Source organism: Phormidesmis sp. 146-33, from assembly GCF_052939515.1.
The window spans coordinates 1-26,383 of the sequence record NZ_JBJPHU010000099.1; the positions used below are offsets into that span (position 1 = coordinate 1).

The following is a 26,383-nucleotide window of genomic DNA, read 5'->3' on the forward strand; positions in this document are numbered from 1 at the left end:
CTACTTCTGTGCTTTGACGCAAATCGTTATGATGTTTTAAGCCTGAGTAGTTACACCACAACAGTCAATCTTGCGGCTATTCTCACACTTTTAGAAAAAAAGGTTTTGGTCGTGGACTGTGACCCTAACCAACAAGATCTCACCAGTTCTCTAGGAATGGGATTGATTGAAGGAGAGGTTTACGAAGCACTGACCAATCGAAGCGCCAATCTTCAAGCGGCAATCAAACCGTTTTCGGTGAGCTACAGAAACTTAGGTAGAGACTTTGAGTTTGACGTGATCGCCGCAGACCGAAAATTTTCTAATGGTGGAACCACAGATGGCGACTTTATCGATGAAGTGCAACTGCGTCAGCAAATCAAACCCGATCGATTGGGACGAATCCTAAAACCGTTGAAATCTGAATACGACTACATTCTGCTAGATGCCCCTCCTAACTGGCGGATCTTTAGTCAATTGGCAATCTATGCCGCAGATGTCGTCTTGATGCCCACAAAGCACAACAATCTATTTTCTTTGGAGAACGCTGCACTGGCAATCAAAGAGTTCATTCCTGAAGCGCAAAAGGTTAGAGATGACGGTAGTCCGATCGCGCTTCCCATCTTCTTCAACGGTGAGAAGACTACCCCTCCTCAAATATCAGCGGCGCAACAGGAGATCACCAGCATTCTCAAGCAAGCCAAAAAAGACGGGTTTGATCTTCTGCCCTACTTTTACCCTCGGTATACCAACTCTAAGAAAGATCTGCATATCTTTGAAGTCCCCAGCTACGCAAACATTGCAAGTGCTGCCTTCTCTCGCATTCCAGCGACCTACCGAGACAAAACCGCCCGTGACTACTATTTAGCTCTCGCAAAGGAGTACTTCTTACAATGACGACCTTCTCTGACATCGGAAATCTCATGGCTCTCTACCTGGATGACATCGATCCCGGCGAAGGCACTCAAGCATCAGATTTTTTGATCACTGCAACTGCCCAACAACTCAAAGCAGCAGGCGGACGAAACTGGCTCCCCATTGTGGTCAAAGAAACAGACAAAGACCGTTACCAGGTGATCGGCAATAGTTTCGGTTACGCAGTCGCAGAAGCCGCAGCATTAGAAAAAGTCTGGTGCATCATCGCAGATGATAGCGAGACTACAGCCACGATCGCCAAAACACTCGCCAGAGAAGCCGTTCCTCAAATCAATCTTTCTACCGCTTCGAGAGACGACATTCAAGCAGCCCTGCAATATCTCATCGAAAAACCTGGCAGCGGATTGACAGGCATCAAACTTGCAGGCGCTACCAACCGACTCGAAGAAGCCCCTCGCCAGTATTGGAAAACCTTAGACCCGATCGCCACGCTCAAATGCGGCATCACCAAAGGCAAAAAACTAGACGCGCTCAAGCAAATCTTTTACTTAACGCCGCAGCCCTTACCAGACGTGATCAAAGATCCAGGTATCCTGCAAACCCTCACCGTTGGCGAGTTAAAGAAGATGGCTAAGAAGCGAGAACTGGCAGGATACGCCAAGATGAAAAAACCCGACCTGGTAAACCTGCTCAGTCAATAGTCTCAATAGAGAAGTTGCTCTCATGACCCGTAAAATGAGCAGATGACCTAAAAAACTTCTCTTCACTCAGACACGACTATGACCGTCTCGCGCACCATTTGTTTAGGCTTCCTGACCGTCATCACTGTAGGGGCACTCTTGTTGATGATGCCGTTCTCTCTGACCAGCGGCACTTGGAGTACCCCAGTCACCGCTCTATTTACCTCAACCTCAGCCGTTTGCGTCACGGGGCTTTCGGTCGTTGATGTCGGCAAATACTACAGCTTTTGGGGGCAGTTGTTTATCGTATTGCTGGTGCAAGTCGGGGGGCTGGGCTACATGACCGCTACCACCGTCCTGCTTTTGCTGATTAGAAAGCGGTTGGGACTGCGAGACAAAATAGCAATTCAACAATCCTTAGACATTCCGGGCTTGTCAGGACTGGCCATGCTAGTACGATCGATTATTGCCACCACCCTCATTTTTGAACTGACGGGTGTCTTTTTGCTACTGACGATCTTCGCGCCTCAATATGGATTTAATCAAGGGCTTTGGCTCTCAATCTTTCACAGTGTTAATGCATTTAATAATGCTGGATTTAGCTTGTTTTCAGATAACTTGATTCAGTACGTCAACGTTCCCTTCATGGGACTCATCATCACGACCTTGATCATCTTTGGTGGCATCGGCTACCAGGTCATCATGGAACTCTACTTTTGGCTGCGCGATCGCCTCTCTGGAAGTATCAAAGCCCACAGCTTTTCGCTCAACTTCAAAATTGCGACCAGTACCACGCTACTCTTACTCTCGATCGGCACGCTGGCTTTCTTTATTACCGAGTTCAGTAATCCACAAACCCTGGGCGGACTGAGTTTGGGTTCTAAAGTCATGGCAAGCTGGTTTCAGTCAGTCACCCCTCGGACGGCAGGTTTCAACACGATCGACATCACCAAAATGACCACGGCTGGGCTATTTATTACGATCGCCCTGATGTTTGTTGGCGCAAGTCCAGGAGGGACGGGAGGCGGCATCAAAACAACCACCTTTCGCATCTTAATTGACTGCACAAAAGCCGTTTTACAAGGCAAAGAAGAGGTACTCTCTTATCATCGTCAAATTCCGATCGTGTTAATTCTTAAAGCAATTGGTGTCTTAGTCGGCTCTGCCTTAACGGTGATCGGCGCAACCATCTTGATCACCCTGACTGACCCCGAATTAGACTTCATTCATATCTTGTTTGAGGTTGTGTCTGCCTTTGGCACCGTAGGATTGTCTGCCATCGGGACATCCAACGTCTCTGTCTGGGGTCAGCTAATCTTGATCGCCACTATGTACATCGGGCGGGTTGGCATTTTGCTGCTGATGGGTGCCTTGCTGGGCGATCCAAAACCCAGTTTCGTCCATTATCCCGAAGAAAATCTACTGGTCGGTTAAAGAGATGGGGACAGCGATCGGGTAAGTTAAAACAAGGTGTTAACGGAACAGATTCGTGAACTTATCTTCGCTAAACTTTTTTCACAGCTTACGGACAGGTCACAAAAGTAAACAGTTTGCCGTCATTGGGTTGGGGCGATTTGGGCGAGCGGTCTGTGCCACCCTGCACAATCAAGGCTACGAAGTGCTGGCAGTCGATACCGATCGCGAAAGAGTTGACCAGGCTTTGAGCGATCGCATCGTTGCCCACGCTCGACAGATCGACTCCACCCAACCTGCCGCCCTCCGAGAAGCCGGAATTTTTGAGCAAGACACGGTGATTGTGGCGATCGGCAACTATGTGCAAGAAAGCATCATCACCACGCTCAACGTTAAAGAAGGTGGCGTTCCCCATGTGGTCGCCAAAGCCTCCTCCGAGATTCATGAAAAGCTACTCAAAAAAGTCGGTGCCGATCACGTCATTTTTCCAGAACACGAAGCGGGCTACAACCTGGCCCGATCGCTCACCAAACCCGGCATTTTAGAACGATTTGAGCTTGACCCCGACAATAGCATCGTCGAAGTCATCGTCCCCGAAACCTTTGACGGCAAGACGATCTCCCAACTCAGACTCCGTTCTCACTACGGTCTAAGCGTGTTGGCCTTCAGTCAAGACAGCAAGTTTGTCATCAATCCCGACCCCGGCACCCCCCTTATCAAAGGAACGGCGATCGTCGTCATCGGCGCAAACAAAGACATCGATCGGTTACCCATCTAAGGAAGGGGGTAGGGGGTAGCGTTGAGCGATGAATTTTTTGGCTTCGTTATTGGGTCTTCTGCCTCCCAACCCCACACCCCACACCCCACACCCCTACCCCTGCTCACGCTGCCTTAAAAAATCGAATAATCTCCCTTACATGTTCCAGAAACAGTCCATCGGTGCTGAGTTGGGCGATCGCTTGTCTGTCCTCACGAGAAAGACGATCGTGATCTGCTTGATTGGTGGCTCTCAAGTCTTCTTGATTGGCGGCGATGGTGGTTAAATTTTGTCGCAGGGCTTCCCATTGGGATTGTTGCGCGGTGGCCCAAGAGCGGGGGTCTTCGCGATCCAGTTCCGCTTCCAGTCGTCTGACCGCTTCCTCAAGTTGGACAAATCGGCCGCGCAGCTCCACCACATCTTCACGAGGATATTGAAACTGTTGACGTAGCATCGCAATGCGAGTCGCAAAATATCGATACGTTCGTACAGCCGGACGCAATACCGTCAACAACAGAGCCGCCCCCGAAGCAACGTAGCCAATCGAACTGATGCCCGCGATCGCCAATCCATACAATCCCGCCGCCGACAGCAGATGTAGCCCAATCACGACCCAGAGCGATCGCTTCGCCACCAGCCGAATGTAGTCCACCTGACGACCATCCACCGCAATCCCATTTTCTGTAGAAAGGGTCGCCTCAGCCAGCGCTTCTTTGGCATCAAAGTGAATATTCCACGGCACCGTGACGATCGTCAAAAGCCAGCCAAAACTCGTCGCCCCGATCGCCCAATCCAAAAAACTGCCTGTCGGAATGTGTAACCACTGCAATCCCGCAAACGCCATCAACAACAAAACCACCATCCCAAACGCAAAGCTCAAATAACTGGAATACATGTCGATCGTCTCCTACGGGTATTGAGTCGATCGTGGGCTGTCTTCCTGGCTTCTGAGTAAGTTTTGAGGACGCTAACTCAACTGGTCGAAACTAGTTCGTCAATTCTTTCGAGCAATCTGGTGGATTAGCGTCGCTAACTGCTCAACGAGTTGACTGTCGATCGTCCCTTGTGAATGTCCATTGGTGACGATCGCGTAATCATCCACACTCGGCTCATACCAAACTTGACGATAAATCAGTTCTAACTCGCTGCCAATTTCTGAAAAATAATCGACCTGTCTGGCTTGCAGGGTGACACACATCCGAAACGACGCTAACGCCATCAGTGCGACCACCATCCCAGCCGCCGTGGTCAAAAGCGCTTCTGCAATCCCCAAGGCTGCCTTTGTCGTGTCGATATTTGCGCCACCGCCGATCTTCAGATTCAGAAAGGTGACGATCAGCCCGGTGACCGTTCCGAGCAGCCCAAACAGGGGAGCCATGCCCACCACCGTTTCGAGCAGTTTGTCGCCCTTTCGCATCTGAATGAATTCGCGGTCGGCCGCCGCCTCCAGCGCCAAGTGCAGCGTTTCGGGGCTGGGTCGGTTGAGTTTGAGCGGGGCCACCATAAATCGAGCGATCGCTAGGTGCTGAGACTTTTCAGCGATCTCTCTGGCTTTGTCCCAGTCATAGCGGGCCGCATCTAGCACCTGATGGGCTGTCTTATCTTCGCCTCGCAGTACTCTAAACCAGAAGAGTCCACGCTCTAATGTACAGGCAACCGTTGCGATCGACAACCCACCGAGAGGGATCATCACCGGCCCGCCCTTAACCAGCATTTCGTACAGTGTGGACATGATCGATTTTGCTCAACAACCCGTTTACAATTTCACTTAAACTATTTGTAACATAGGTAAAGCAAAACTTCTAAACGAATCATTGAAGTGAAGTGATCATTGAGTTTAATGTATTCCACAACACGTTGTGTATGTAATCTAAAACACATTAAAGAGTTAGCTTGCTCCCACTACCACAGGCGTTAGCGTTGACTTAAATGGTTTTCTGCGCTGCATATGATCGAGTGTTTGCTTTTGGATCGCCTGAAGTGCATCAGACTCGTTAGTCTTCGTACTTTTTCCTGATTGCACAACGATTTCACCATCCACAAACACCGTGTGAACGTTTGATCCCCGCGCTGCGTATACTAGATTCCACAAAACGTTTGTGTCTTGTTCATCCCACACGATCGGCATCAGGTTCGGTTCCCATAAATTAACCAGTACCAGATCAGCTTTTTTGCCTGCTTCGATTGAGCCAATTTCATGATCCAATTTAAGCAACTTTGCGCCGTCGATCGTTGCCATTCTCAGCGTTTCTGGAGCGGGTAAGGCGGCCGCATCGTAGCGTTTGACTTTTTGCAAAAGTGATGCAAATTTCATTTCCTCAAACATATCTAAACTGTTGTTAGAAATGTTGCCATCGGTGCCCAGTCCGACGGTGATGCCTGCCTGCTTCATTTCCAGAATTGGAGCAATTCCCCCCGCCAGTTTTGCGTTACTCGTAGGACAGTGAGCAACTGAAGTGCCCGTATCTGCCAGAACTTTGATCTCGTCCTCGTTAAGCCAGACACAGTGTGCGATCGCTGTATTTTCTCCTAAAATTCCGTACTCCTGAAAGAGCGCGATCGGGCGTTTACCAAAGTGTTTAACAACGGCTTCAACTTCTTCAATCTGTTCGCTGCTGTGGGTGTGAATTCCAACTCCATACTCGTCTGCATACAATTTCGCTTTCGCAAAAGCATCTTTTGAGCAGTAAAAAAGGTGTTCTAGTCCCAACCACACTCGGATTTTACCGTTTTGTGAATTGTGATGCGTTTCAATGAGTTTGCGATTAGAGTCTGACGTTTCAAAAAAGTCTTTTCCAGGCATGTCAGCCACATAGGGAACCAGATTAACTCGCAGCCCCAAATCTCCCGCAGCATCCGCACATCGGTGCATATGGCGGTACATATCCATGACGCAAGTGGTGCCCGCTTTAAGCGATTCTAGATAACAGAGCAATGCTGCATAGTAAGCGTCATCTTCGGTCAGGGCCCGATGCTCTAACTGATAGCGAGGTAGCCATTCCAAAAGCTGATAGTTCTCGGTCACCCCTCGCAAAAAGCTGGAGTGAGAATGAACGTCAATCAAGCCAGGAATCACCGCCATTTTGCCCTGACAATCAATCGTTTGTATCACGTCAGATGGAATGGGAAGATCATCACTTCCAACCGCATGAATGCGATCGCCTTCTAATATAATTGTTCCGTTAGCGTGAATGGTATCTTTGTCATCTACGGTAAAGACGATCGCGTTTTGAATAACGGTGTAGGGCATAAAAAAATTAAGTTCTTGAATTGACCTACTTGAATTGACCTACTTGAATTGACCTACATAGTAGCGAGGTGAGGGAAAGGATCTCGTCGCGATCGCTACCTTTTCACGCTCCTGTTGCAGTTCAGATTATCACCAAACTTTAACCATTTATCGCTCCAAAAAAGAGGCACAACTACTCCCTGTGTAGTATATCCAAGTAAAATTCTGCTTTACGTTCATCTTAGGAAAGAGATAGCGATCGAGCCGCTTTAATAAACTGTTAATATTTACAAAGTAGACAAAACCTCTACAACAAGGAGGATATCAGCCCTAACTATAGCTAGATGTTGCCACTTAATGAATGTGTCTAGTTGTACAAAACTCTGTCCTAGACTTCTCTCTAGGCAGATAGATAAAGCTTGCTAAACCTCGTAAAATCCTTTAGCAAAGAGGAAACAACTGCTCAAATTTTCTGATTGCGCCTGCTCAATTCTCAAAAAATTCATTAACTACAATCTTCTAATCGAGGCAATATGTCTGAACTCAATGGGGTTATGATGCAATACTTCCACTGGTACAATCCCGCCGATGGGAGTCTGTGGAAACAAGTTGCAGAAAAGGCAGAAGAACTGGCAAAAGTTGGCGTAACCTCACTTTGGTTGCCTCCTGCTTATAAAGGCACTGGGGGCGGTTATGACGTGGGGTATGGCGTTTACGACATGTTTGACCTCGGCGAGTTTGATCAAAAAGGCTCCGTTCGGACAAAGTACGGCACCAAACAAGAATATATTGATGCGATCAAGAAGGCGCAAAGTGTCGGAATCAAAATCTACGCAGATGCCGTTTTCAATCACAAGTTGGGTGCCGATGAAGAAGAGGAGGTAGAAGCCACCCCCTTTAATCCTGATAATCGCTTTGACACCGTTGGCGAATACCAGAAGATTAAAGCCTGGACGGGTTTCACCTTTCCGGGTCGAGGTGACAAATACTCCAAAATGAAATGGCATTGGTGGCACTTTGACGCGATCGACTACAACGCCTACAACACCGAAGAGAACGCTATCTATTTGCTTAAAGGTAAAGAGTTCGATCGCAACGTTGATTTAGAAAAAGGCAACTTTGATTACTTGATGGGCTGTGATCTAGACATGAGCCATCCCGAAGTTGTTGGAGAACTCAAATACTGGGGCGAATGGTACATTGATACAACCAATGTCGATGGGTTTAGATTTGATGCTGTCAAACATGTCTCTGCTAACTTCTTTCGAGAATGGTTAGATCACGTTAGTCACTATGTGGGAAGAGAAGTTTTTGCGGTCGGTGAGTATTGGTCTTATGATGTCGAAGCCCTACACAGTTTCGTCGAGATGACGAATGGGAAGGTCACACTATTTGACGCACCGCTTCACTACAATTTTCACGTCGCCAGCAAGTCGGGCAACAGCTACGATATGCGCCAAATCTTTGACGGGACAATGGTTCAACACCAGCCGACGCTGGCCGTAACGCTGGTCGAAAATCATGACTCTCAGCCGTTGCAGTCTCTTGAATCGGTTGTCGAACCCTGGTTTAAGCCGCTTGCCTATGCGTTAATTTTGCTCAGAAGTGAAGGCTATCCCTGCATCTTTTACGCAGATTATTACGGCGCTAACTACAAAGATACGGGAAACGATGGACAGGAGCATGAGATCTGGTTAGACAGCCACCAATTCTTGATTGACAAGATGCTTTTTGCCCGTCAAACATTTGCCTATGGAGAGCAGTACGATTATTTTGACCATGCCAATACGATCGGCTGGACGCGACTGGGCACCGATGAACAACCGGGCGGCATGGCTGTCGTTTTGAGCAATGGGGACGCTGGCAGCAAATATATGGAAGTCGGACAGCCTAATCGCACTTACATCGACATCACCGAACACATCGACGAACCCATCACAACGGATGAAAAAGGTTGGGCTGATTTTCGCTGTGAAGCAGGCTCAGTGTCGGTTTGGGTTCCCAAAGATGCTGTGAAATAGAGCGTGAATGCAGAATAAGCGGATGGACTGTAGAGAGAGTTCTTCTGCAACATGGAGCGATCGAGACTTAATCATCCCGATCGCTTCTCGCTGGCTAACGACCGTTTAAACCTCGCAGTAAGCTATCAACTGCATTGACATAGCCTGTTGTGTTGAGTTGGCCAGAAATCAAGTTGGTTTTGATAGCTTGTTCTACGACTTCTTGAGCAGAAAGGCTACCCATTTGGTAAGCAAAAACCAGCGTTGTTCCTTCTGGAATTCCTTGAGTCTGAAAGTGCCCTTGATAAGCTCCAAAAACCAGTTCAAATGGGGTGAGGGTATTGTTGGAGGGGCTTAAAGTGCTGGGTACGATCGCCGCTTTTTGAGCTTCGTCAGCAGAAGCGTGGGTCACAAAACTGAAATTAACGACTGCTGTAGAGATGACCGCCAGCGTTAACAAAGATGTTTTCATAGTGATGGCTCCAGTGTTGAAGCGAGTGATGGTTAAGTGGATTGAGAAGCGTGAGAATTTGTGATGTCGGGAAGCTCGATCGCTGCGGGGGCTTTGAGTTCTACAACCGTGGGCTGAAACGAACTACCCTTGTGAGCGCCATTGCAGAAAGGTAAGTTTTTTGACCATCCACAGGTGCAGAGATAGTGGGTGCCCTGGTCGAGTTGAATTGTGGCTTTGGACATTGAAGGATACCTTAATTTGTTGAATGTGGAGTTTGTTAGCTACAGAACTATTTGAGTCCGTACAGTCTTTATAGCATGATTATTGTTCTAAAGCAAACAGTCTAAGCAAAAAGAGTTTTGGAATTTCTGAAAACCGCGATCGTTTTCTATACTGAAGGCAATTGCAATCGAGTCTCTGCCTATGTTTCCTGTCTTCTACTCTGACGAATTTTTGCTGCACGAGACGGGACACTTTCACCCCGAAAAGCCAGCGCGATTAACGGCGATTTGTAAAGCACTCCAGACAGCATCCTGGGCGCATCAACTTGAATGGCGCAAGCCAACGACCGTAGAAGCGCGATCGCCACTTTCCCTGATTCAGCAAATTCACGATCCGCAGTATGTCGAAGCCGTTCGGCAACTCGCTAATCGGGGCGGCGGTCACATTGATGGCGATACACCCGTGTCTCCTCGCAGTTTTGAAGTGGCACTGCTGGCGGTAAACGCCTGGTTGGATGGCGTTAATTACACACTGCAAGCAGGAGAGCCGAGTTTTGTTTTGGCGCGTCCTCCAGGGCATCACGCGATCGCAGATACAGGAATGGGATTTTGCTTGTTGAGTAATGCCGCGATCGCCGCTCATCATGCTCTAAAACAAGGGGCAAACCGGGTCGCTATTCTCGATTGGGATGTCCATCACGGCAATGGCACTCAAGCGATCGTCGAAACCAATTCCAACATTGCATTTTGTTCATTACATGAGTCGCCTCAGTATCCAGGAACGGGCCGAGCGAGTGAGCAGGGCTTTCACCAAAATGTATTAAACTTGCCCATGAGAGCGGGGAGTACGATCGCAGATTACCAACCCCTTTTTGAACAAAAGATCATGCCGTTTCTCTCCAATTTTCGGCCCGATTTGTTGATTGTGAGTGCGGGCTACGATGCCAATCAGGACGATCCGTTAGCAGGAATTTCTCTACAGCCCAACGACTACGGAATCTTTACAGACTATTGTTTGCAGCTAACCAAACAAGTCGTATTTGGGCTAGAAGGGGGCTACGATTTGAGTGCGCTGTCTCGATCGGTGGTGGCGACGATCGCTCAATGTTTGAGAAGATAAATGCAAGATCAAAAAGCGTTGATTGACGTATTTGTAGATCGGCGTTGCTGATTGGATGAATCTGTGGGAAGTGTCCATCTTTTCGCCCCCTAAATCCACGTCAGTTCGATGAACGCTTCGCTTCGCTTTTAGCTCCAGGAACGCCCCCTAAATCCCCCACGAGTGAGGGACTTTGAACCAGAACTCCTCTCTTAAAGTCCCCCAAGATTGGGGGGTTGGGGGGCAAAAGCCGTGAACAACGAAGTGGAAAAACTCTCATCGAATTCACGTTAAATCCCCCAAAATTGGGGGACTTTGAACCTTGGGTTTCCTGCCGCTTTGGGGCAATTCATCCCCGATTCAGCAACGCCTGTAGATCTTAGAAGCAGAAGATTTTAAACAAAAAAGGGTAGACTCCATGTCCACCCTGTAGAAATTAAAGCTAGATTGAATCGATCTCTTGCGGCTAACTCAAATCGACCCCTTGCGGGTCACTCGAAGAGATCGTCTTTCAGACCGCCATCGCAGGCGTATCGAGTTCGACAACCTTGTTATCTTTGGCTTGCCAAACCTTACCGTCTAGCGCCATTTGTTCAATTTGACTGGCGAGACGTAGGGCTTTTAGCGCCTGTTCTCCTCCGACAGAAGGCTGATTGCCCCCGCGCACACACCCGACAAAATGTTCTAACTCTGCATGAAGCGGCTCAATATTACTGGTGTAAACCTTCTCGATCAGTCCATCTTGGCGATACAAAACCTGACCATAATCCGTCATGTAGTTAGCAGTCGTTTGACGGTGAATTAGAATTTCATTGTTGAGAAAGTCAGCTTCTGTCAGAGAGTTTTTGCAGTGAGCAGCAATGCGGCGAATCTTGCGGTGCGTCACTTTGCTAGAGGTCAGCGTTGCAACAATGCCGTTTGCAAAACCCAGCGTTGCGGTTACATAGTCCAAGTAGCCAGAGTCCGAAGCGCGACTGCCACTTGCAGTTAACTTCACAACCGGAGAAGCGGCCAGTTCTAGCATCAGATCGATGTCGTGAATCATCAGATCCAACACGACCGATACATCATTGGCTCGATCGGAATAAGGACTCATCCGATGGGCCTCGATCGCCAGCAGTTCTTCAGTCTTCAACACCTTGCTGAGTTCTTGAAAAGCCGGGTTAAATCGCTCGATATGCCCAACTTGCAGAATACACTGACACTCTGCGGCAGCATTTACCAAAGACTCAGCTTCAGCAATGCTGGCGGCGATCGGTTTCTCGATCAACACATGCACCCCCGCATTCAAAGCAGCCATCCCCACTGAATGATGCAGACGAGTCGGAACCGCAATACAAACGGCATCCACATGTTTCAGTAAATCGTGATAATCCTCAAAAAATCGGACACGATATTTGCTTGCCGTGTCCAACCCTCGTTCTACATTAATATCTGAAACGCCAACTAATTCAACATCCTTGAGCATACTCAAGACTCTGGTATGGTGCTGCCCCATATTGCCGACCCCAATCACACCGATGCGAATAGGTTCTAGCTGATTTCGCTGCACGTAGAGACTTGAATACCCGATCGGTATACTACCTTTCACTCGTGTTACTCCTCCACCACCGAAAATAAGCTGATGATCAGCCGTAAATTCTCCTCAAACATCCAGATACTAACACAGCAACATTAATTATGAAGAATTTCAAAGCATTATCGAAGTTCCCTTAAACGATATGTTTTTCGGTTTCGATGTTTTTATGCCTTTGGATGTAGTTTTTTAGCGCTGGTCACAGATTTAGTAGATAAACCAGTCCAGGTCTGCCCCTCAATGCTTGAAGTCTTCACCACTCGACAGACTTTGTTGATGATCTGGTCGAGATACGCGCAGGGAGTCGCCCGCTCCAGGCTCAATGCGGTGGACTTGAATCTGATGCAGTCGTGGCCCTTCCGCAGAGACGACCGTCAGTTCATAGTTGCCATACTGCAAAGCCTCGCCAGAATCGGGAATGCGCTGCCACTGGTAGAACAAAAAGCCGCCCAGCGTCTGGTATTCATCGGTAAGCGGTAGATCCAACCGCAACTGCTCATTCACTTCTTCCAAATTCATCTGAGCCTGAACGAGAAAGGTGTTTTCGTCCAAAACCTGAATCGATCGCGTCTCTTCGCTTTCCGGTTCGGGTGAGTCTCCGATAATCTGCGTCACGATGTCCTGCAAACTGACCAGCCCCGCAGTGCCGCCAAACTCATCCACGACAATCACCATGTGCTGACGCGATCGCTGCATCAAAGACAGCAATTCTCCCAGAGGCGTGTATTCAGGAACAAATCGAGCTGGACTCACCCACGGTTTAATCGGACTTTCCAAATTTAGTGTGCCCTGAACGAGCGGCTCTGCCAGTTCTTTAAAGTGAACCATGCCGCAGATATCATCCAGCGATTCCCCGGTCACCGGATAGTGAGAATGCCCTGATTGAGCCACTTCTTCAAGCAAATTTCGCACCGTTGCGTCGATCGAGAGCGCAGTCATATTCGGTCGGCGCACCATCACCTCACTCGCCGGAACGTCGCCAAACTCAAACACATTACTCAACAGTTCTCGTTCTTCGGCCTCCAGTCCCGTCGATTCGCTGGAGGTGGCGATAATTAGCTGCAATTCTTCTGGAGTGACCTGGTTGTACCAGCCCTGCCCCGCGTACTGAATGCCCACCAGCCGCAGCAAGAGGCGCGTAGACTGATTGAGAACCCAGATAAAGGGATTAAAAAATCGAGCGATCGCCAAACTAAACGGCCCCAAAAATCGCGCAATCTCTTCGGAGTAGAGCATCGCCACCGACTTGGGACACAATTCGCCCAAAACAATTTGCAGATAAGCAATCAACAGGAAGGCGATCGGAATCGCCAGCGAGTGAGACAGCGTTTGGACAGTAGAAGCCGACAGTGGCAACTGAGCAATCCAGGCTGCAACCAAGATGGCCATTGTGCTTTCCCCGATCCAGCCCAGCGCCAAACTCGACAGCGTGATTCCCAACTGAGTCGTCGAAAGTAGACGATCAATGCTCCGCTGCAAATCCTGAACCGTTCTCGCTTGAATATCTCCTGCGTCAACCAACTGATTGATCCGCGATCGCCGCACCGAGACGATCGAAAACTCTGCTGTTACAAAGAACGCATTAATCGTAATCAGCAGCAGCACCGACAAGAATTTTAGCAAGATATCTGTCCAGCTTGAGTTTTGCAGGACAACCGCAAAAGGGGCAATCATTTGCGAATCAAGAATAACAATTTAGAGAAGCAGATTAGGGAAGCAGATTTTAGAAAAGCAAACCAGGGAATTGGCTGATCATACTCCGCTCGATTCTGAGTCTCCTCTTCCCCACGTTATTAATTAACGTCTATTAAATGTCGGCGTTGCTGAATCAGGGGATGAATTGCCCCAAAGCGGCGGGAATCCCAAGGTTCAAAGTCCCCCAAGTTTGGGGGATTTAGGGGGCGAAAAGATGGACACTTCTCACAGAGTCATCCCTCCAATCAGCAACGCCTAGATGTCTATCAGATGAGTCCTTGTGCCCCCAGCTTTATCGGACTGGGACATCTGACAATTTGAGTTGCAGCTTTTGGTCGGGGTAGTCCGTCAACTGCACTGAAAGCTTTTGAGCCTTGTCTAAAAGAGCCGTTGAGATGCTGACTGTCCCTGTAAATTTTTGGCTACCTACAGGCAAATCGGTCGGGAGACCCATCGTATCTGCGGTCAAAGCCCGGCCTTGCTCATCGGCGATATTGAGAAAGCTGTAGAGAAACTTGACGGGCTGAGTTCCTTCATTTTTGAGAGCAACATCGTAGACCACAAAATCCGCCTGCTGCCGGACGGCGGTTAGCTCGATCGTCACTCCCTTATCTCGACTCACAAACGGAAACTTGCCAGGAAGACTGGTCTGCTTATCTTCCACCTTGGGCGAAGGACTGGGACTGGGAGGCATTGTCGATTTGGGAGTGCCGCCCTCGATGCGGTCTTTTACCTTTTTGAGAATGTCGTCTTCTTTGAGAATCACGAGGTCTTCCCCGCGCCCCGACGTGTTTTTTTTGTTGACCTTATTCGTCGGACGGGCATCGGGTTGAGTGATTCCTTTGAGAGCTTCTCGCCCGATCGCAAATCCCCAAGCGCCACTCACAATCCCTGCTCCAAACATAAACGTGAGCAAAATGAGCGTGAGGGCGACGGTCGGATTAATTCGCATTGCAGATTTGAGGGAGTGTTGTTTGAGAGCGTTGAGCCGTGAGACCCAAATGGCTGACCAATTGTATTCGCTAAGTTTACGTAGAGACGATCTCTTTAAAAAACATCACGGCGGCAATCGCTGCAAACCCATTTCTCAAGCTAAAATACGGCAGGGATCGCGATCGTGTCTTTCTACTAGCGCCGTTGACCGATTGGGGAGGTAGCGAACTCATAATTCGCCTTCAGGCTGGTTCGATTCCAGCACGGCGCATGACAAACCAAATATGACAAACCAGAGCTTTAGCACACAGACGTAATGGCTGCCAATTCGCTGAATTTGCAAAAAAACGTAATCTGTAGGGTGTATTGAGCCATGCGAAACGCACCACCAACCTAAAAACCACCAACCTAAAATTGATGCGTTTCGCTGCTCTTCGGGCTGATCTTCGGATGGATTGGACTTACCTTACAATCCTCAGCGTCCAGTCGCGCCTTCAAACACCAACTCACCGCCCACGACTCGATTGCTCACATTAGCGGTCGGCAGCGTCAAAATCGACGTGTTGTAAGGGTTAGGTAGGTCAGTCGTGCGAATGATAGGGTCGTTAGAAACCTGCTGGGTCAGCAAATCTCGGTATAGACGATGAATATGCTCGCCATTACGAGCGATCGCATTCTCAGGAAAGGCACCCGTCCCAATTAGAGTCTGAACTGAGAACTTGGGGCCGCGATAGTCAGAAACATTCACGTCAAATGCCCGATCGACTGCATCTGGCACCGCTTCTCTCGGTCTAAACACAGCGGGTCTGTCTTGTGCTTGTGCGGCGATCGCAAATAGGGTAGAAGCAGCCATTACCCCTGCACCAATCAAATTCTTTAACCTCACGCCCATAAGATTCAGTTCCTCCGTATTGCGCTCAATGTTAGCTTACGATTTGAGTCTAAGATCAGGGAAAAGTTTTGCGGTTTGAGATTTGAATTGAGGATCTTCTTCAACTTCAAGAATTCAAAACTCAAAACGTTCTCACCCCTTTCTTTTGACAGTTGGTAACACTAGTCTGCCCTACCTATGAGCGATCGGACGCAAAATTTGATGGAATCTCAAACAAACTTTTCTTGGGCAACGGTTGAATTGACCGACTTACGAGAACGACTTTTGGATCTGTTCTGTGAGGTGGCTTATCGAGAAGGCGACTTTCTGCTCTCGTCTGGACAACGCAGCACCTACTACATCAACGGCAAACAGATTACGCTTCATCCCCAGGGCGGCTTGGCGACGGGACGGATTCTTTTACCTTTGATTCCTTCTGAAACGGTGGCTGTGGCGGGTCTGACGTTGGGGGCTGATCCGATCGTGACCGCGACCAGTGTGGTTGCAGCGTATGAAGGGCGATCGCTGGCGGCACTCATTGTCCGCAAAGAAGCCAAAGGACACGGCACCCAAGCCTATATCGAAGGCCCAACCTTGCCCAAAAACAGTCCAGTCGTAGTGCTAGAAGACGTGGTGACGACGGGACAATCGGCAATGAAGGCGGTCGATCGCCTCCGAGATGCTGGCTATCAGGTTGAAGAAGTGATTTCGCTGGTCGATCGTCAGCAAGGAGGCGCAGAGTTTTATCAGCAGCAAGGCTTAAAATTCAAAGCAGTCTTCACGATTCAAGACCTTCAGCAGCACGTTCAAAAACTTCAGGAGAGTTAAAGGTGGGGAGCGATCGTAGAATTCAGGACTCTGGACTTTGAAAAGGATAATGTCAACGTCTCCGGTCTAACATCTCCGGTCTTCAGTCTAAGTACCCGCTAAGTACCTGGATTTCAACATCGCGCCGATTTGACCCTTGACTTCTCCATTAGCAAGATAGAATGAGTCCAGCAAAAGCTCTCAAAATTCATTAGTTTTAGACAAGCGAGGAGCGTCGCAGGGCATGGGAAGAGTCGTTGGAATAGACCTGGGAACTACGAACTCGGTGGTGGCAGTCATGGAGGGCGGCAAGCCAGTTGTCATCGCCAACGCCGAAGGAATGCGAACTACTCCCTCAGTTGTCGGAGTCAGCAAAGAAGGCGAACGTCTGGTCGGACAAATGGCCCGACGACAATCGGTGCTTGACCCACAGAACACATTTTTTGGCGTAAAGCGCTTTATCGGTCGAAAGTATTCAGAACTCAGTCCAGAGTCAAAACGGGTGCCCTACACCATCCGCAAAGACGAATCGAGCAACATCAAAATCAAGTGTCCTCGACTGGAGCGAGATTTTGCGCCCGAAGAAATTTCGGCCATGATTCTCAAAAAGCTGACCGATGAGGCCAGTCGCTATCTAGGAGAGTCGATTACTGGCGCAGTGATTACCGTTCCCGCTTATTTCAACGATTCTCAACGACAGGCAACTCGTGACGCTGGACGCATCGCTGGATTGGATGTCAAACGCATTCTCAATGAGCCGACGGCCGCATCTCTCGCCTATGGACTCGATCGCGGTCAAGCTGAAACGATCCTCGTTTTTGATCTCGGCGGTGGCACCTTTGATGTCTCAATCTTGGAAGTGGGCGATGGGGTCTTTGAAGTGAAAGCCACGAGCGGCGACACTCAACTGGGCGGCAATGACTTCGATAAGAAAATTGTGGACTTTCTGTCCGAGCAGTTTTTAGAAACTGAGAAAGTTGATTTGAGACGCGATCGCCAAGCCCTCCAACGACTGACTGAAGCGGCCGAAAAAGCCAAAATTGAGCTTTCTGGGGTCTCTGTCACCGAAATCAATTTGCCTTTTATCACTGCGACCGAAGATGGGCCCAAACATATCGAAACGCGGATGACCCGATCGCAGTTTGAAGGGCTGTGTGGCGATCTGCTGTCTCGACTGCGTGGGCCGCTCAAGCAAGCCTTTCGGGATGCGGGAATGACTCCGAATGATATTGACGACATCGTGCTGGTAGGCGGTTCGACGCGAATTCCGATGGTGCAACAGGTGGTGCGATCGCTGATCAATCGGGAAGCCAATCAAAACGTCAATCCGGATGAAGTGGTGGCTGTCGGAGCGGCGATTCAGGCGGGCATTTTGGCAGGTGAACTCAAAGATATTTTGCTGTTGGATGTCACACCGTTGTCCTTTGGGTTGGAGACGATCGGCGGCGTGATGAAAAAGCTGATTCCGCGCAATACGACCATTCCGACGCGGCGATCGGATATTTTCTCGACGGGCGAAGATAATCAGACGATGGTCGAAGTTCACGTTCTGCAAGGTGAGCGCGACATGGCATCGGGCAATAAGTCTCTGGGGCGCTTTAAGCTGATGGGCATTCCACCCGCACCACGGGGCATTCCTCAAGTGCAGGTTTCCTTTGACATCGACGCAAACGGCATTTTGCAAGTCACCGCAATGGATCGCACGACGGGACGCGAACAGAGCATCACCGTTCAGGGAGCCTCAACCTTGAGTGAGGACGAAGTGCGGCAGATGATGCGGAACGCCGAAGAATTTGCAGAAGTCGATCGCCTTCGTAAAGAAAAAGTCGAGAAACGCAATCGAGCGGAAGCGCTAACCTTTCAAGCAGAACGGCAGCTTAGAGAAGCCACACTGGACTTTGGAATGCAATTTGTTGGTTCCTATCGTTCTCGAATTGAGCCTCTCGTCCAGCGATTGAGAGAAGGATTGGCAAATAATGACGATCGCAGTGTAGATATTGCCGAAGCTGACCTCAAGGATGCTCTGTACGATTTGAATCGAGAAGTCTACCAACAGACTCAGGGCGACGAAGAAGGCGGATTCTTTGAATCGATCAAAAACTTCTTCTTAGACGACGAAGACGATTACGACTACTACGGTGCTCCTCGTGATCCCTACGACTATGGGGCCCGACGCGACGACTACTGGAATAACCAGCGAGGCGGCAGTCTAAACGGACGCGACAACTACGACTATGGATCTTCTCGCAACTACGATCCGCCCAAGCGAGATCCCTACGATCGCGACTACAACACCCCACCCAGACGCGACTCTTACGACGATCGAGATCCCTACGAGGCACCCAGACGCGACCCTTACGACGATCGCTCCTCCGAAGAACCGAGAAACCGCCCTTATGAAGCGCCCAGACGATCTGACTCTCAAGCGCCTCGACCCCTTGGGGGTAAATCGGAGAGATCGCCGCGCAGCGATGGATATGACGCGCCCAGACGAGACAGCCGCAACAACGACACCGCTAACGGAAACCGCGACTACAATCCTCCCAAACGTGAACCGCGCAGCGCTCCCTACAACAGCCCTTACAGCGGCAACGATGCTGGTGGAACCCGTCGCCCCAACCGCAGTGATGTTCCTAAAAAGCGTCCTGCTCGACCCGACTACAATCAGGATAATTGGGATGACGAAGACGATTGGTTGTAAAGAGGAAAGTGGGATCAACATGAAACGGCGACCGATTTCTTTGGGGTCAGCGATTTGATCTATTCTCTTACTTGTTTTTATCCCTCACCCGTCATCCTTTCACCGTTTCGCTATGCAGAATTTCCGCAATTATTATGAGATTTTGGGGGTTGCCAAAGATGCGTCGATCGAGGAGATCAAAAAGGCCTACCGTCGATTAGCGCGTCAATATCATCCTGATCTCAATCCGGGTAACAAAGCCGCTGAGGAGAAATTCAAGGATCTGAGCGAAGCGTATGAAGTGTTGGGAGACACAACCAAGCGATCGCAGTACGATCAGTTTGGCAATTTTTGGAAGCGACCAGGATTTCAAGGCGGTGCAAAAGGCGGCCGTCCCTGGGGAAAGGGAAATGATCCATCTGGGTCGGTGGATTTTGGTGAATACCGTAACTTTAATGACTTCGTGGATCAATTGCTCAATCGACGCACCACGACGACAACGCCTAGCCGACCTCCTCAACCCCCGCCTGCTGCCGATCCCTACCGTCCTGGCACGACAAAAACGAGCTATACCGTTTCTAGTACGCCGCCCCCTCGCTCCAATCGTCGAGATGCTGAAGCGCGATTGACCGTACCTTTAGAAAAAGCTTACTCTGGTGGACGAGAGCGTATTCGATTAGAGGATGGGCGATCGCTCGAAGTGAATATGCCCGCAGGGATGGTGACTGGGCAGCGAATTCGTCTCAAAGGTCAGGGCGTTGCGGGGGGCGATCTATACCTCAAAATCGAAGTCTCTCCCCATCCGTTTTTTAAGTTAGAAGGCTCCGATGTGGTGTGTCAATTGCCCATTACGCCCAGTGAAGCTGCTTTGGGAGGCGCGATCGAAGTTCCCACATTAGACGGGTTGGTGAAGATGACCATTCCGGGAGGGGTACGATCGGGGCAGCGTCTGAGATTGGCGAATAAGGGCTATCTAATCAGTGGGGACGACCGAGGCGATCAGATTGTCGAAATTCAAATTGTCGTCCCCAAAGAAATCAGTCTTGAAGAACGGGATCTTTACGAAAAGCTCCGACAGATAGAAAGCTTTGATCCCCGCGCCGACCTCCCAATCTAAAGCGTCCTAATCTTCAGGCAGCACCCACTGGGGCGGAGCGCTCATTTTTTTGCGAATGGCTTCTTCGGCGATCGCCAGCATTTCGTCCAACGACTTTTCTTGAATGAATTTGGCAGCCTGATCTTTGTATTCTAAATTGGGGCACTTATCTCCTAAAACGCAGCCATTTACGCAGGCTTCTGCACAGTTGATCTCCATGTTCTCTCCTCTAGTTCTCAAAGCTTGACGATACAAACAAATCATCTCGTGGGATGCCTACAAAGGACTCTGCCCACTGATTTATCTTAAACTGTTCTCCTGATGGTGTTGACTGACCGATCGAAAGGGCAAAAAACTACAGCCAGATAGTTGACTTTTAGGTTGATTTCTATTTCTGAAGTTTGAGCCGCTAATTTTTGTCTACTAATTTTGAAATATGAGCTTAAAACTGTTCTCCGCTGCGCTGGTTGTGGCGGTTCCCACTCAGTCCGCGATTCCGCTTGAGCAACAGGTCAATGAAGTGGTGGCGCGTTTGGTCGGGGTCATGGACACGTCTGCTCAAGCGATCGCCAACCCAAAACTACCGGATGTGAGAATGACGACCTGCAAAATTTTTCTTCAGGGATCACCTCAGATCGACGGTGTTTATCTTTATCAAGAACAAGCCCTCTCTTCTGATTTGACGAAGCCCTATCGTCAGAGAATTCTACAAATTTCACCGACAATCTACAGTCATAGTGTGCGATCGCTGTCCTTTCGTCCTGTTAAACCCGAAGCGCTCGTTGGTTTGTGCAACCAGCCCGAAGCTTCTCGAATTGTGCCCTTGAGCGATCGTGGGGTTCCCGTCTGCGCTGTCTTTCTCAAACAGTCTGGCGACAACTACGTAGGCAGAACGCCGATCGATGGGTGTTCCGCTAACGTTGGAGGAGCCGTCCGCATTACCAACCAGATCACGCTTCACAAAACCGGAATGGACACCTGGGATCGCGGTTACGACGCTCAAGGCAAACAAGTCTGGGGCGCAAAAGCACAGTCCTACCAATTTCGCCGCAAAGACCTTTAAGCTTCATCCCTCTCGCGCAGCGGATTACCCCCAAAGGGGGAACAGATCATCGAAGTTCTCCCTCATCCCTCATCTAACTTCCTAACTTAAACGCTTCTAAAATAAAACTATAAGTCATGCCAATTTTGAGCGTGTTGATCATTTCAGCGGGGAGCGATCGCCGAAACCCCTCCCGATTGGTGTAGATGATGCGACTCGTCACTTCAAATAAAATCACCAAAAAGCTGGCCGCCACGACATCTAATTCGGCTCTTTGTCCGGCAGTGGTCGAGATGACGTTGCCCAAAAAAAAGCCAAACAGCAGACTGATCAACATCAGAGACACGCGCCGCCAGGGATTGCGAAACAATTGGCCGATCTGATCGGTCACAACTCCTACAAGACTGTTGAGACGAGTATTTTGCATGGTCGAGGAGAGAGATGAATCTTGAGTTTTGAATTCTAAATCAGGTTGTCTGCTTAGAATTCAACCTTCTCATACCATCCCTTAATTTATCGAAAAAACTATCGGAAAAATTTCTCCCACGATCGTGCCACAGATTGTTATCACTAGAGTAGAAATGGGCGAGAACGAGAATGCGGGGTGTGATGAAGATGAAAATAAAGCTGAACCCTGCGACCAGAGTAGCTTTAGCGACAGCGCTACTTTTATTGGGGCTATGGCTAGTGTTGAGACGCTTTCAGATTCAGGTTGAGGTGACATCCCCGGAGACAGTGCCCATCATTAAGATCGACGAGTCTCAAAGCGAGATACAAAAAACGCCTCCGAAACCGGGAGCTTCTCCGATTCCCACGCTCAATCCTGCGATGGTGGCGGCTCGTCAAGGAGCGCTCAGAGTTAGCAATCGATCGGATCACCCCTTGCGAGTTGCGCTACTGTCAAAGAGCAAATCGTCAGCCCCCCAATCTAGCGAGGCCTCTGACTATCAACCGCCCGCCCACTGGGATTTTGCACCTAACGAAGGGAGCGGTAAGGGTTTAGTGGTTTCACTGCCCGATCGCTCAATTATTCTCAAAAAGGGCGATGTCGTCGTGGCTTTTGCTCAAGACGGCTCTCAGCGCTATTGGGGCCCATTTGTGGTAGGTGAGACAAATTCACCAATCTGGAATGGTCAGGAATGGGAGTTAATTTTGAAGCAGTAATGATGAGTCAGAAACTTTGCGTAAGTTAATCCTCCTCAAGGAGCAGAACGGAGAAGTTATTATACTCGCGACGATTAAGAAATGGACTTTTAGAAGATTCTTCCCCATCAAGGATAAGATGCTCATCTGTCCAAGAGTCGGAGTACAAAGGAAGTCAGCCTGCTTCGGATTGGATTTACGCTAGAGCAGATCGCCGAACTGAAGTATGAACGACATCACTATCCTCACCCAAAAGTGCAACAGAAAATGGAGGTGTTGTACCTGATTGACTGACAGATCTTTTCCAGTAGGTTGGGTTGAACTCGGTGAAACCCAACGTGAGAGAGGCGACTGTCGGGTTTCGCGTTGCTCAACACCAACCTACAAAAAACGGAGCCTTCAGGAGTTTTGTCAGTCAACCAGGGTGTTGTACTTGAAAAGCTAAGGATTGTCCCATCAGGAGGGAGATCCGATGACTGTGCAAGATCGGCAAAACGATGCTGACAGTCTATCTCAGACAGTATCACGCAGACGGCATTGAGGGTCTCAAACAGTTGGATTATCAAGGGCAACCGAGTGACCTGAACACCCATGCGACGACAGTCGAAACATACTTCAAAGCGCATCCCCCGCAAACGATTGCCCAAGCCCAAGCAAAGATCAAGGAATTGACCGATCACTACAACGCATCCTTACCTGTTTAGGACTACCTGATGGAACTCCCGGTGTGGATGCAACCGTTCCTTGCAACCGCTCAACAGGAACGTTATCCGCTCATAATTTACTAACGTTTGCTAACAAACTGAAATCTTCCTGCTTCAACTCGGAGAAGTCGGCTTCACCCGATCCACAGGCTGACCCAGTATGGCTTATCGCGTTTTTCAAATTGATTGCCGCATTCAGATCTCGGTCTTGACTGAAGCCGCAATGTTCACAGGTGAACATGCGCTCAGAGAGGGTAAGTGCTTCTTTTTTGGCTCCACAATTTGAGCAAGTTTTACTCGATGGAAACCAGCGATCGCAGGATGAGTAAAAGTTCACCTCGGTACTGGCTCTTCTCTCACTTGAGCTAACAAAGCAGCGATCGCTTTTCTGACGAGATAAAGATAGAGTTTGACATTAGGGTGTGTTTGAAAGCTCTCTCGCTACAATTCTATTCCGAATTCTCTCCGCCCTTTTCTTAATGGCAATACCACGTAGACTCAGTTCCTTACTCTTAGTGGAATGACAGTTTGAGTTGATGCACACCTGCTCGTGCGATCGCTGCCTTTACAATTAGCATGAGCGACAATCAGGGACAAAAGAATAATGGCTTGAACTCTAAATTAAGCCTTGCCTCCTCAACAGATTTTCCACCCGTTGTTAGCCTTGGTGCTTGTATGAGTCTAGTTCCAGTAAAGTCTCTGATATTTCTGATTGCGCTTACGTCTTTGTCTGCCTGCGCTGCCCCAAAGTCCACTGCTGGAAATGATTCAATGAAGGAGATTGAAAAGTCATCCACTGTGGAGATGTCGAAAACAGAGATGCCTATTAGTAAACCCCAAGGCGAATTTGTGAGTCCTTCAGACTTCAAGGATAAGCTCAACACTGTGTCATCCAAAGCGAAGCAAGCAGTGGAAAACGTCGAAGCAAATAAGCTATCAGAAGCCCAAGCCGAGATGTCTCAGTTGAAAACGATTTGGGCAGAAGTCGCTCCAACAGTTTACGCAATCAGCGAATCTAACCACAAAAATCTTCAAAGATCGATTACTTTGGCTGATAACGCCCTACAGAAGTCAGAAGATCGGGTAGTCTCATTGACTTATTTGTACCAAACTTCTAGAACCAGCGCCGCTCTCGTACGAGCATTAGGAAATGGGAATGCCTATTCTAAACGTAGTGCGCCAGAACTCTGTCAGAAATTTACCTGTCTGTAGAGCCGAGTTTAAAGATGACCGCAAGATGATCTGAGAAAGATCAAGAAATCCCATAGGTTAGTCAGCGAGTTCTTCTGACTCATTCTCGAAGCGCTGTCATGAAATTAAAATGCCCCGCTCTCCAAAGAAAACGGGGTTTGTGTAGGCTCTAGGTTGAATTAGCTTTGGGCGACAGGCTCCTTCGCCAAAAACTTCTCAAGCTCGGTCAGTGCATCAGCATCAACTTTGGTTTGCATCGGGCAGAATTTGGGGCCACACATCGAGCAAAACTCAGCCGTTTTATAAATGTCAGCAGGCAGCGTTTCGTCGTGGTATTCCTTCGCCCGATCGGGGTCAAGCGACAACTCAAACTGCTTATTCCAATCAAAGTTATAACGAGCGCGAGAAAGCTCATCATCTCTGTCTCGTGCCCCCGGACGATGCCGCGCAATATCTGCCGCATGGGCCGCAATCTTGTAGGCGATCAACCCATTGCGAACGTCTTCTGCGTCGGGTAAGCCCAAATGTTCTTTAGGCGTAACATAGCAGAGCATCGCAGTGCCATACCAGCCCGCCATTGCAGCCCCGATCGCCGATGTAATGTGGTCATATCCCGGTGCAATATCCGTCACCAACGGCCCCAACACATAGAACGGCGCTTCAGAACACTCTTCCATCTGTTTGCGAACGTTGAATTCGATTTGATCCATTGGCACATGTCCGGGGCCTTCGACCATCACCTGAATGTCATCTTCCCAGGCGCGGCGAGTCAGTTGTCCGAGGGTCTTCAATTCTGCCAACTGTGCGGCATCCGAAGCATCATGTTGACAGCCGGGACGCAGAGAATCGCCCAAACTAAACGACACGTCATACTTTTTGAAGATCTCAATAATGTCGCTGAAATGAGTGTAGAGCGGATTTTGTTTGTGGTGATGCAGCATCCAACGAGCCAGAATGCCGCCGCCACGAGAGACGATTCCAGTCAAACGATCGCGCACCAAGGGCAAATGTTCGATCAAAATTCCAGCGTGAATCGTTTGATAGTCCACTCCTTGCTGGGCGTGCTTTTCGATGATGTGCAAAAAGTCGTCAGCTGTCAGATTCTCAATGTTGCCGTGGACACTTTCTAACGCCTGATAAATGGGAACTGTCCCGATCGGAACGGTCGAAGCCTGGATGATCGTCGTCCGAATCTCATCTAGGTTGCCGCCGCCCGTAGACAGATCCATGACGGTATCCGCCCCATATTTCACCGCGAGATGCAGCTTATCGACTTCTTCCTGCATGTTAGAAGAGTTGGGCGATGCGCCGATGTTGGCGTTGACTTTGCATCTAGAAGCAATCCCGATCGCCATCGGTTCTAAATTAGGGTGGTTAATGTTGGCAGGAATGATCATTCGTCCCCGGGCCACTTCTGCGCGAATTAGCTCGACGGGGAGGTTCTCCCGCGTGGCCACGTACTGCATTTCTTCGGTCACAACCCCTTGGCGGGCATAGTACATCTGAGACACGTTGCTATGTCCGCTGCGTTTGGCGATCCAATCTGTCCGCATATTCGATTCCTCAGATAAACAGCTTCCCTTCGTTGGCATTACCCAGTCTCAGGTTCTAAGGGTTTGTTCTCAGCCCAAATAGGCACCCCTAGCTTGAGAGCTAATCGTACCACTCATCGCAAATTGGTGATAGAACGTTGCAAAAAGTTGATGGTTTGTTGTGGTTCTTATCGGATGTTTGAAAAGTCTTTGGCTGCAAGAATAGAGTCTCGGAGATCTCCCCTACCCTTCAATCATCCACTTAGGATCGTGAATTACGTGAATTAAATAAGATCGCTTATTGCCAAGTTACTTCGCCCCCTAAATCCCCCAGAATGGGGGACTTTGAGAATCAAAGGCTCCGCCGCAAGCGGACGGAGTATGAACAGCCATTTTTTCTGAGCC

27 protein-coding genes, 1 tRNA gene, 1 pseudogene and 1 riboswitch are annotated in these 26,383 nt (G+C 49.2%); of the genes and pseudogenes, 15 read left to right on the plus strand and 14 right to left on the minus strand.

The window, feature by feature from the left end:
• From ACJ2PR_RS27370 to ACJ2PR_RS27385, 4 genes are all read left to right on the plus strand, one after another.
• On the plus strand, nt 1-876 hold an 876-nt coding region (locus ACJ2PR_RS27370; protein ID WP_446879340.1), incomplete at its 5' end, for a ParA family protein.
• Nucleotides 873-1,556 carry a Rho termination factor N-terminal domain-containing protein gene (locus ACJ2PR_RS27375; RefSeq protein WP_446879341.1) on the plus strand — a complete coding sequence of 228 codons (684 nt, stop codon included), beginning with the start codon at nt 873-875 and terminating at the stop codon, nt 1,554-1,556. The genes ACJ2PR_RS27370 and ACJ2PR_RS27375, both read left to right, overlap by 4 nt.
• A gap of 78 nt (nt 1,557-1,634) precedes the next feature.
• Nucleotides 1,635-2,969 (plus strand): TrkH family potassium uptake protein, encoded by a 1,335-nt coding sequence (locus tag ACJ2PR_RS27380; protein ID WP_446879342.1) that lies wholly within the window; start codon nt 1,635-1,637, stop codon nt 2,967-2,969.
• A gap of 55 nt (nt 2,970-3,024) precedes the next feature.
• Nucleotides 3,025-3,726 carry a potassium channel family protein gene (locus tag ACJ2PR_RS27385; RefSeq protein WP_446879343.1) on the plus strand — a complete coding sequence of 234 codons (702 nt, stop codon included), beginning with the start codon at nt 3,025-3,027 and terminating at the stop codon, nt 3,724-3,726.
• Between the two features lie 103 nt (nt 3,727-3,829).
• On the opposite strand, the gene ACJ2PR_RS27390 is transcribed toward ACJ2PR_RS27385, so the two are convergent.
• The 3 genes from ACJ2PR_RS27390 to ACJ2PR_RS27400 form a co-directional block, all read right to left on the minus strand.
• Nucleotides 3,830-4,600, minus strand: coding sequence for a hypothetical protein (locus ACJ2PR_RS27390; protein WP_446879344.1), 771 nt, complete (start codon nt 4,598-4,600; stop codon nt 3,830-3,832).
• 99 nt (nt 4,601-4,699) lie between these two features.
• Nucleotides 4,700-5,437, minus strand: coding sequence for a MotA/TolQ/ExbB proton channel family protein (locus ACJ2PR_RS27395; protein ID WP_446860063.1), 738 nt, complete (start codon nt 5,435-5,437; stop codon nt 4,700-4,702).
• Between the two features lie 156 nt (nt 5,438-5,593).
• Nucleotides 5,594-6,955 (minus strand): amidohydrolase family protein, encoded by a 1,362-nt coding sequence (locus ACJ2PR_RS27400; RefSeq protein ID WP_446879345.1) that lies wholly within the window; start codon nt 6,953-6,955, stop codon nt 5,594-5,596.
• Between the two features lie 512 nt (nt 6,956-7,467).
• On the opposite strand from ACJ2PR_RS27400, the gene ACJ2PR_RS27405 reads away from it, so the two are divergent.
• A complete protein-coding gene (locus tag ACJ2PR_RS27405) occupies nt 7,468-8,955 on the plus strand; it encodes an alpha-amylase (protein WP_446879346.1) in 1,488 nt (495 codons plus the stop codon).
• A gap of 94 nt (nt 8,956-9,049) precedes the next feature.
• On the opposite strand, the gene ACJ2PR_RS27410 is transcribed toward ACJ2PR_RS27405, so the two are convergent.
• Nucleotides 9,050-9,406, minus strand: a complete 357-nt coding sequence (locus ACJ2PR_RS27410; protein ID WP_446879347.1) for a hypothetical protein — start codon at nt 9,404-9,406, stop codon at nt 9,050-9,052.
• Between the two features lie 32 nt (nt 9,407-9,438).
• Nucleotides 9,439-9,630 carry a CDGSH iron-sulfur domain-containing protein gene (locus tag ACJ2PR_RS27415; protein WP_446879348.1) on the minus strand — a complete coding sequence of 64 codons (192 nt, stop codon included), beginning with the start codon at nt 9,628-9,630 and terminating at the stop codon, nt 9,439-9,441.
• A 181-nt stretch (nt 9,631-9,811) separates the two neighbouring features.
• On the opposite strand from ACJ2PR_RS27415, the gene ACJ2PR_RS27420 reads away from it, so the two are divergent.
• Complete coding sequence (locus ACJ2PR_RS27420; protein WP_446879349.1) at nt 9,812-10,729, plus strand: histone deacetylase family protein; 918 nt, start codon at nt 9,812-9,814, stop codon at nt 10,727-10,729.
• Nucleotides 10,730-11,219: 490 nt separating this feature from the next.
• Here the strand turns inward: ACJ2PR_RS27420 and ACJ2PR_RS27425 are convergent, their stop codons facing one another.
• The 4 genes from ACJ2PR_RS27425 to ACJ2PR_RS27440 all read right to left on the minus strand — a co-directional run bounded on the left by ACJ2PR_RS27425 (nt 11,220) and on the right by ACJ2PR_RS27440 (nt 15,145).
• Entirely contained in the window at nt 11,220-12,299 is a 1,080-nt protein-coding gene (locus tag ACJ2PR_RS27425) for a Gfo/Idh/MocA family oxidoreductase (protein WP_446860058.1), read from the minus strand.
• Between the two features lie 222 nt (nt 12,300-12,521).
• A complete protein-coding gene (locus tag ACJ2PR_RS27430) occupies nt 12,522-13,958 on the minus strand; it encodes a hemolysin family protein (protein ID WP_446879350.1) in 1,437 nt (478 codons plus the stop codon).
• A 313-nt stretch (nt 13,959-14,271) separates the two neighbouring features.
• On the minus strand, nt 14,272-14,931 hold the full coding sequence (locus ACJ2PR_RS27435; RefSeq protein ID WP_446879351.1) for a hypothetical protein: 660 nt from the start codon (nt 14,929-14,931) through the stop codon (nt 14,272-14,274).
• A 76-nt stretch (nt 14,932-15,007) separates the two neighbouring features.
• Nucleotides 15,008-15,145, minus strand: a complete 138-nt coding sequence (locus tag ACJ2PR_RS27440; RefSeq protein ID WP_446866956.1) for a hypothetical protein — start codon at nt 15,143-15,145, stop codon at nt 15,008-15,010.
• Between ACJ2PR_RS27440 and ACJ2PR_RS27445 the strand changes: the two genes are divergently transcribed.
• Nucleotides 15,111-15,183: transfer RNA gene (locus ACJ2PR_RS27445), tRNA-Ile, on the plus strand. The two genes, ACJ2PR_RS27440 and ACJ2PR_RS27445, sit on opposite strands and share 35 nt — an antisense overlap.
• A gap of 204 nt (nt 15,184-15,387) precedes the next feature.
• Here ACJ2PR_RS27445 and ACJ2PR_RS27450 read toward each other — a convergent pair.
• Nucleotides 15,388-15,765: a hypothetical protein gene (locus ACJ2PR_RS27450; RefSeq protein WP_446866955.1), complete on the minus strand. Its 378-nt coding sequence runs from the start codon at nt 15,763-15,765 to the stop codon at nt 15,388-15,390.
• Between the two features lie 216 nt (nt 15,766-15,981).
• On the opposite strand from ACJ2PR_RS27450, the gene pyrE reads away from it, so the two are divergent.
• The 3 genes from pyrE to ACJ2PR_RS27465 all read left to right on the plus strand — a co-directional run bounded on the left by pyrE (nt 15,982) and on the right by ACJ2PR_RS27465 (nt 20,387).
• Entirely contained in the window at nt 15,982-16,611 is a 630-nt protein-coding gene (gene pyrE / locus ACJ2PR_RS27455) for an orotate phosphoribosyltransferase (RefSeq protein WP_446879352.1), read from the plus strand.
• A 223-nt stretch (nt 16,612-16,834) separates the two neighbouring features.
• Nucleotides 16,835-19,291 carry a molecular chaperone DnaK gene (gene dnaK / locus ACJ2PR_RS27460; RefSeq protein ID WP_446879353.1) on the plus strand — a complete coding sequence of 819 codons (2,457 nt, stop codon included), beginning with the start codon at nt 16,835-16,837 and terminating at the stop codon, nt 19,289-19,291.
• A 112-nt stretch (nt 19,292-19,403) separates the two neighbouring features.
• Nucleotides 19,404-20,387 (plus strand): DnaJ C-terminal domain-containing protein, encoded by a 984-nt coding sequence (locus tag ACJ2PR_RS27465; protein ID WP_446879354.1) that lies wholly within the window; start codon nt 19,404-19,406, stop codon nt 20,385-20,387.
• Nucleotides 20,388-20,393: 6 nt separating this feature from the next.
• Here ACJ2PR_RS27465 and ACJ2PR_RS27470 read toward each other — a convergent pair whose 3' ends face one another.
• The gene (locus ACJ2PR_RS27470; protein ID WP_446860050.1) at nt 20,394-20,585 is read right to left on the minus strand and encodes a hypothetical protein; all 192 of its coding nucleotides are present in this window, start codon (nt 20,583-20,585) and stop codon (nt 20,394-20,396) included.
• Between the two features lie 217 nt (nt 20,586-20,802).
• On the opposite strand from ACJ2PR_RS27470, the gene ACJ2PR_RS27475 reads away from it, so the two are divergent.
• Nucleotides 20,803-21,429: a chromophore lyase CpcT/CpeT gene (locus tag ACJ2PR_RS27475; RefSeq protein ID WP_446879355.1), complete on the plus strand. Its 627-nt coding sequence runs from the start codon at nt 20,803-20,805 to the stop codon at nt 21,427-21,429.
• 73 nt (nt 21,430-21,502) lie between these two features.
• Here ACJ2PR_RS27475 and ACJ2PR_RS27480 read toward each other — a convergent pair whose 3' ends face one another.
• On the minus strand, nt 21,503-21,835 hold the full coding sequence (locus ACJ2PR_RS27480) for a DUF565 domain-containing protein (protein WP_446860048.1): 333 nt from the start codon (nt 21,833-21,835) through the stop codon (nt 21,503-21,505).
• Between the two features lie 188 nt (nt 21,836-22,023).
• On the opposite strand from ACJ2PR_RS27480, the gene ACJ2PR_RS27485 reads away from it, so the two are divergent.
• The 3 genes and pseudogenes from ACJ2PR_RS27485 to ACJ2PR_RS27495 all read left to right on the plus strand — a co-directional run bounded on the left by ACJ2PR_RS27485 (nt 22,024) and on the right by ACJ2PR_RS27495 (nt 23,255).
• Nucleotides 22,024-22,572 (plus strand): hypothetical protein, encoded by a 549-nt coding sequence (locus ACJ2PR_RS27485; RefSeq protein ID WP_446879356.1) that lies wholly within the window; start codon nt 22,024-22,026, stop codon nt 22,570-22,572.
• Between the two features lie 159 nt (nt 22,573-22,731).
• A pseudogene (locus ACJ2PR_RS27490) lies at nt 22,732-22,836 on the plus strand (IS630 family transposase); the annotation flags it as partial.
• Nucleotides 22,837-23,048: 212 nt separating this feature from the next.
• Nucleotides 23,049-23,255 (plus strand): hypothetical protein, encoded by a 207-nt coding sequence (locus ACJ2PR_RS27495; protein WP_446866948.1) that lies wholly within the window; start codon nt 23,049-23,051, stop codon nt 23,253-23,255.
• Nucleotides 23,256-23,325: 70 nt separating this feature from the next.
• Here the strand turns inward: ACJ2PR_RS27495 and ACJ2PR_RS27500 are convergent, their stop codons facing one another.
• On the minus strand, nt 23,326-23,592 hold the full coding sequence (locus ACJ2PR_RS27500) for a zinc ribbon domain-containing protein (protein ID WP_446879357.1): 267 nt from the start codon (nt 23,590-23,592) through the stop codon (nt 23,326-23,328).
• Nucleotides 23,593-24,074: 482 nt separating this feature from the next.
• Between ACJ2PR_RS27500 and ACJ2PR_RS27505 the strand changes: the two genes are divergently transcribed.
• Nucleotides 24,075-24,467 carry a hypothetical protein gene (locus ACJ2PR_RS27505; protein WP_446866947.1) on the plus strand — a complete coding sequence of 131 codons (393 nt, stop codon included), beginning with the start codon at nt 24,075-24,077 and terminating at the stop codon, nt 24,465-24,467.
• Between the two features lie 158 nt (nt 24,468-24,625).
• Here the strand turns inward: ACJ2PR_RS27505 and thiC are convergent, their stop codons facing one another.
• On the minus strand, nt 24,626-25,999 hold the full coding sequence (gene thiC, locus ACJ2PR_RS27510) for a phosphomethylpyrimidine synthase ThiC (RefSeq protein ID WP_446866946.1): 1,374 nt from the start codon (nt 25,997-25,999) through the stop codon (nt 24,626-24,628).
• 7 nt (nt 26,000-26,006) lie between these two features.
• Nucleotides 26,007-26,099: riboswitch (TPP riboswitch) on the minus strand.
• Nucleotides 26,100-26,383: the final 284 nt, after the last annotated feature.

Bases quoted from the DNA above. Each gene is read 5' to 3' on its own strand.
- ACJ2PR_RS27435 (WP_446879351.1), bottom strand. From the start codon at position 14,931: ATGCGAATTAATCCGACCGTCGCCCTCACGCTCATTTTGCTCACGTTT.
- ACJ2PR_RS27470 (WP_446860050.1), bottom strand. From the start codon at position 20,585: ATGGAGATCAACTGTGCAGAAGCCTGCGTAAATGGCTGCGTTTTAGGA.
- ACJ2PR_RS27405 (WP_446879346.1), top strand. From the start codon at position 7,468: ATGTCTGAACTCAATGGGGTTATGATGCAATACTTCCACTGGTACAAT.
- ACJ2PR_RS27395 (WP_446860063.1), bottom strand. From the start codon at position 5,437: ATGTCCACACTGTACGAAATGCTGGTTAAGGGCGGGCCGGTGATGATC.
- ACJ2PR_RS27505 (WP_446866947.1), top strand. From the start codon at position 24,075: ATGCCTATTAGTAAACCCCAAGGCGAATTTGTGAGTCCTTCAGACTTC.
- ACJ2PR_RS27430 (WP_446879350.1), bottom strand. From the start codon at position 13,958: ATGATTGCCCCTTTTGCGGTTGTCCTGCAAAACTCAAGCTGGACAGAT.
- ACJ2PR_RS27390 (WP_446879344.1), bottom strand. From the start codon at position 4,600: ATGTATTCCAGTTATTTGAGCTTTGCGTTTGGGATGGTGGTTTTGTTG.
- ACJ2PR_RS27465 (WP_446879354.1), top strand. From the start codon at position 19,404: ATGCAGAATTTCCGCAATTATTATGAGATTTTGGGGGTTGCCAAAGAT.
- ACJ2PR_RS27380 (WP_446879342.1), top strand. From the start codon at position 1,635: ATGACCGTCTCGCGCACCATTTGTTTAGGCTTCCTGACCGTCATCACT.
- ACJ2PR_RS27410 (WP_446879347.1), bottom strand. From the start codon at position 9,406: ATGAAAACATCTTTGTTAACGCTGGCGGTCATCTCTACAGCAGTCGTT.
- ACJ2PR_RS27485 (WP_446879356.1), top strand. From the start codon at position 22,024: ATGAAAATAAAGCTGAACCCTGCGACCAGAGTAGCTTTAGCGACAGCG.
- ACJ2PR_RS27420 (WP_446879349.1), top strand. From the start codon at position 9,812: ATGTTTCCTGTCTTCTACTCTGACGAATTTTTGCTGCACGAGACGGGA.
- ACJ2PR_RS27475 (WP_446879355.1), top strand. From the start codon at position 20,803: ATGAGCTTAAAACTGTTCTCCGCTGCGCTGGTTGTGGCGGTTCCCACT.
- thiC (WP_446866946.1), bottom strand. From the start codon at position 25,999: ATGCGGACAGATTGGATCGCCAAACGCAGCGGACATAGCAACGTGTCT.
- pyrE (WP_446879352.1), top strand. From the start codon at position 15,982: ATGAGCGATCGGACGCAAAATTTGATGGAATCTCAAACAAACTTTTCT.
- ACJ2PR_RS27440 (WP_446866956.1), bottom strand. From the start codon at position 15,145: ATGAGTTCGCTACCTCCCCAATCGGTCAACGGCGCTAGTAGAAAGACA.
- ACJ2PR_RS27375 (WP_446879341.1), top strand. From the start codon at position 873: ATGACGACCTTCTCTGACATCGGAAATCTCATGGCTCTCTACCTGGAT.
- ACJ2PR_RS27450 (WP_446866955.1), bottom strand. From the start codon at position 15,765: ATGGCTGCTTCTACCCTATTTGCGATCGCCGCACAAGCACAAGACAGA.
- ACJ2PR_RS27495 (WP_446866948.1), top strand. From the start codon at position 23,049: ATGCTGACAGTCTATCTCAGACAGTATCACGCAGACGGCATTGAGGGT.
- ACJ2PR_RS27415 (WP_446879348.1), bottom strand. From the start codon at position 9,630: ATGTCCAAAGCCACAATTCAACTCGACCAGGGCACCCACTATCTCTGC.
- ACJ2PR_RS27400 (WP_446879345.1), bottom strand. From the start codon at position 6,955: ATGCCCTACACCGTTATTCAAAACGCGATCGTCTTTACCGTAGATGAC.
- ACJ2PR_RS27480 (WP_446860048.1), bottom strand. From the start codon at position 21,835: ATGCAAAATACTCGTCTCAACAGTCTTGTAGGAGTTGTGACCGATCAG.
- dnaK (WP_446879353.1), top strand. From the start codon at position 16,835: ATGGGAAGAGTCGTTGGAATAGACCTGGGAACTACGAACTCGGTGGTG.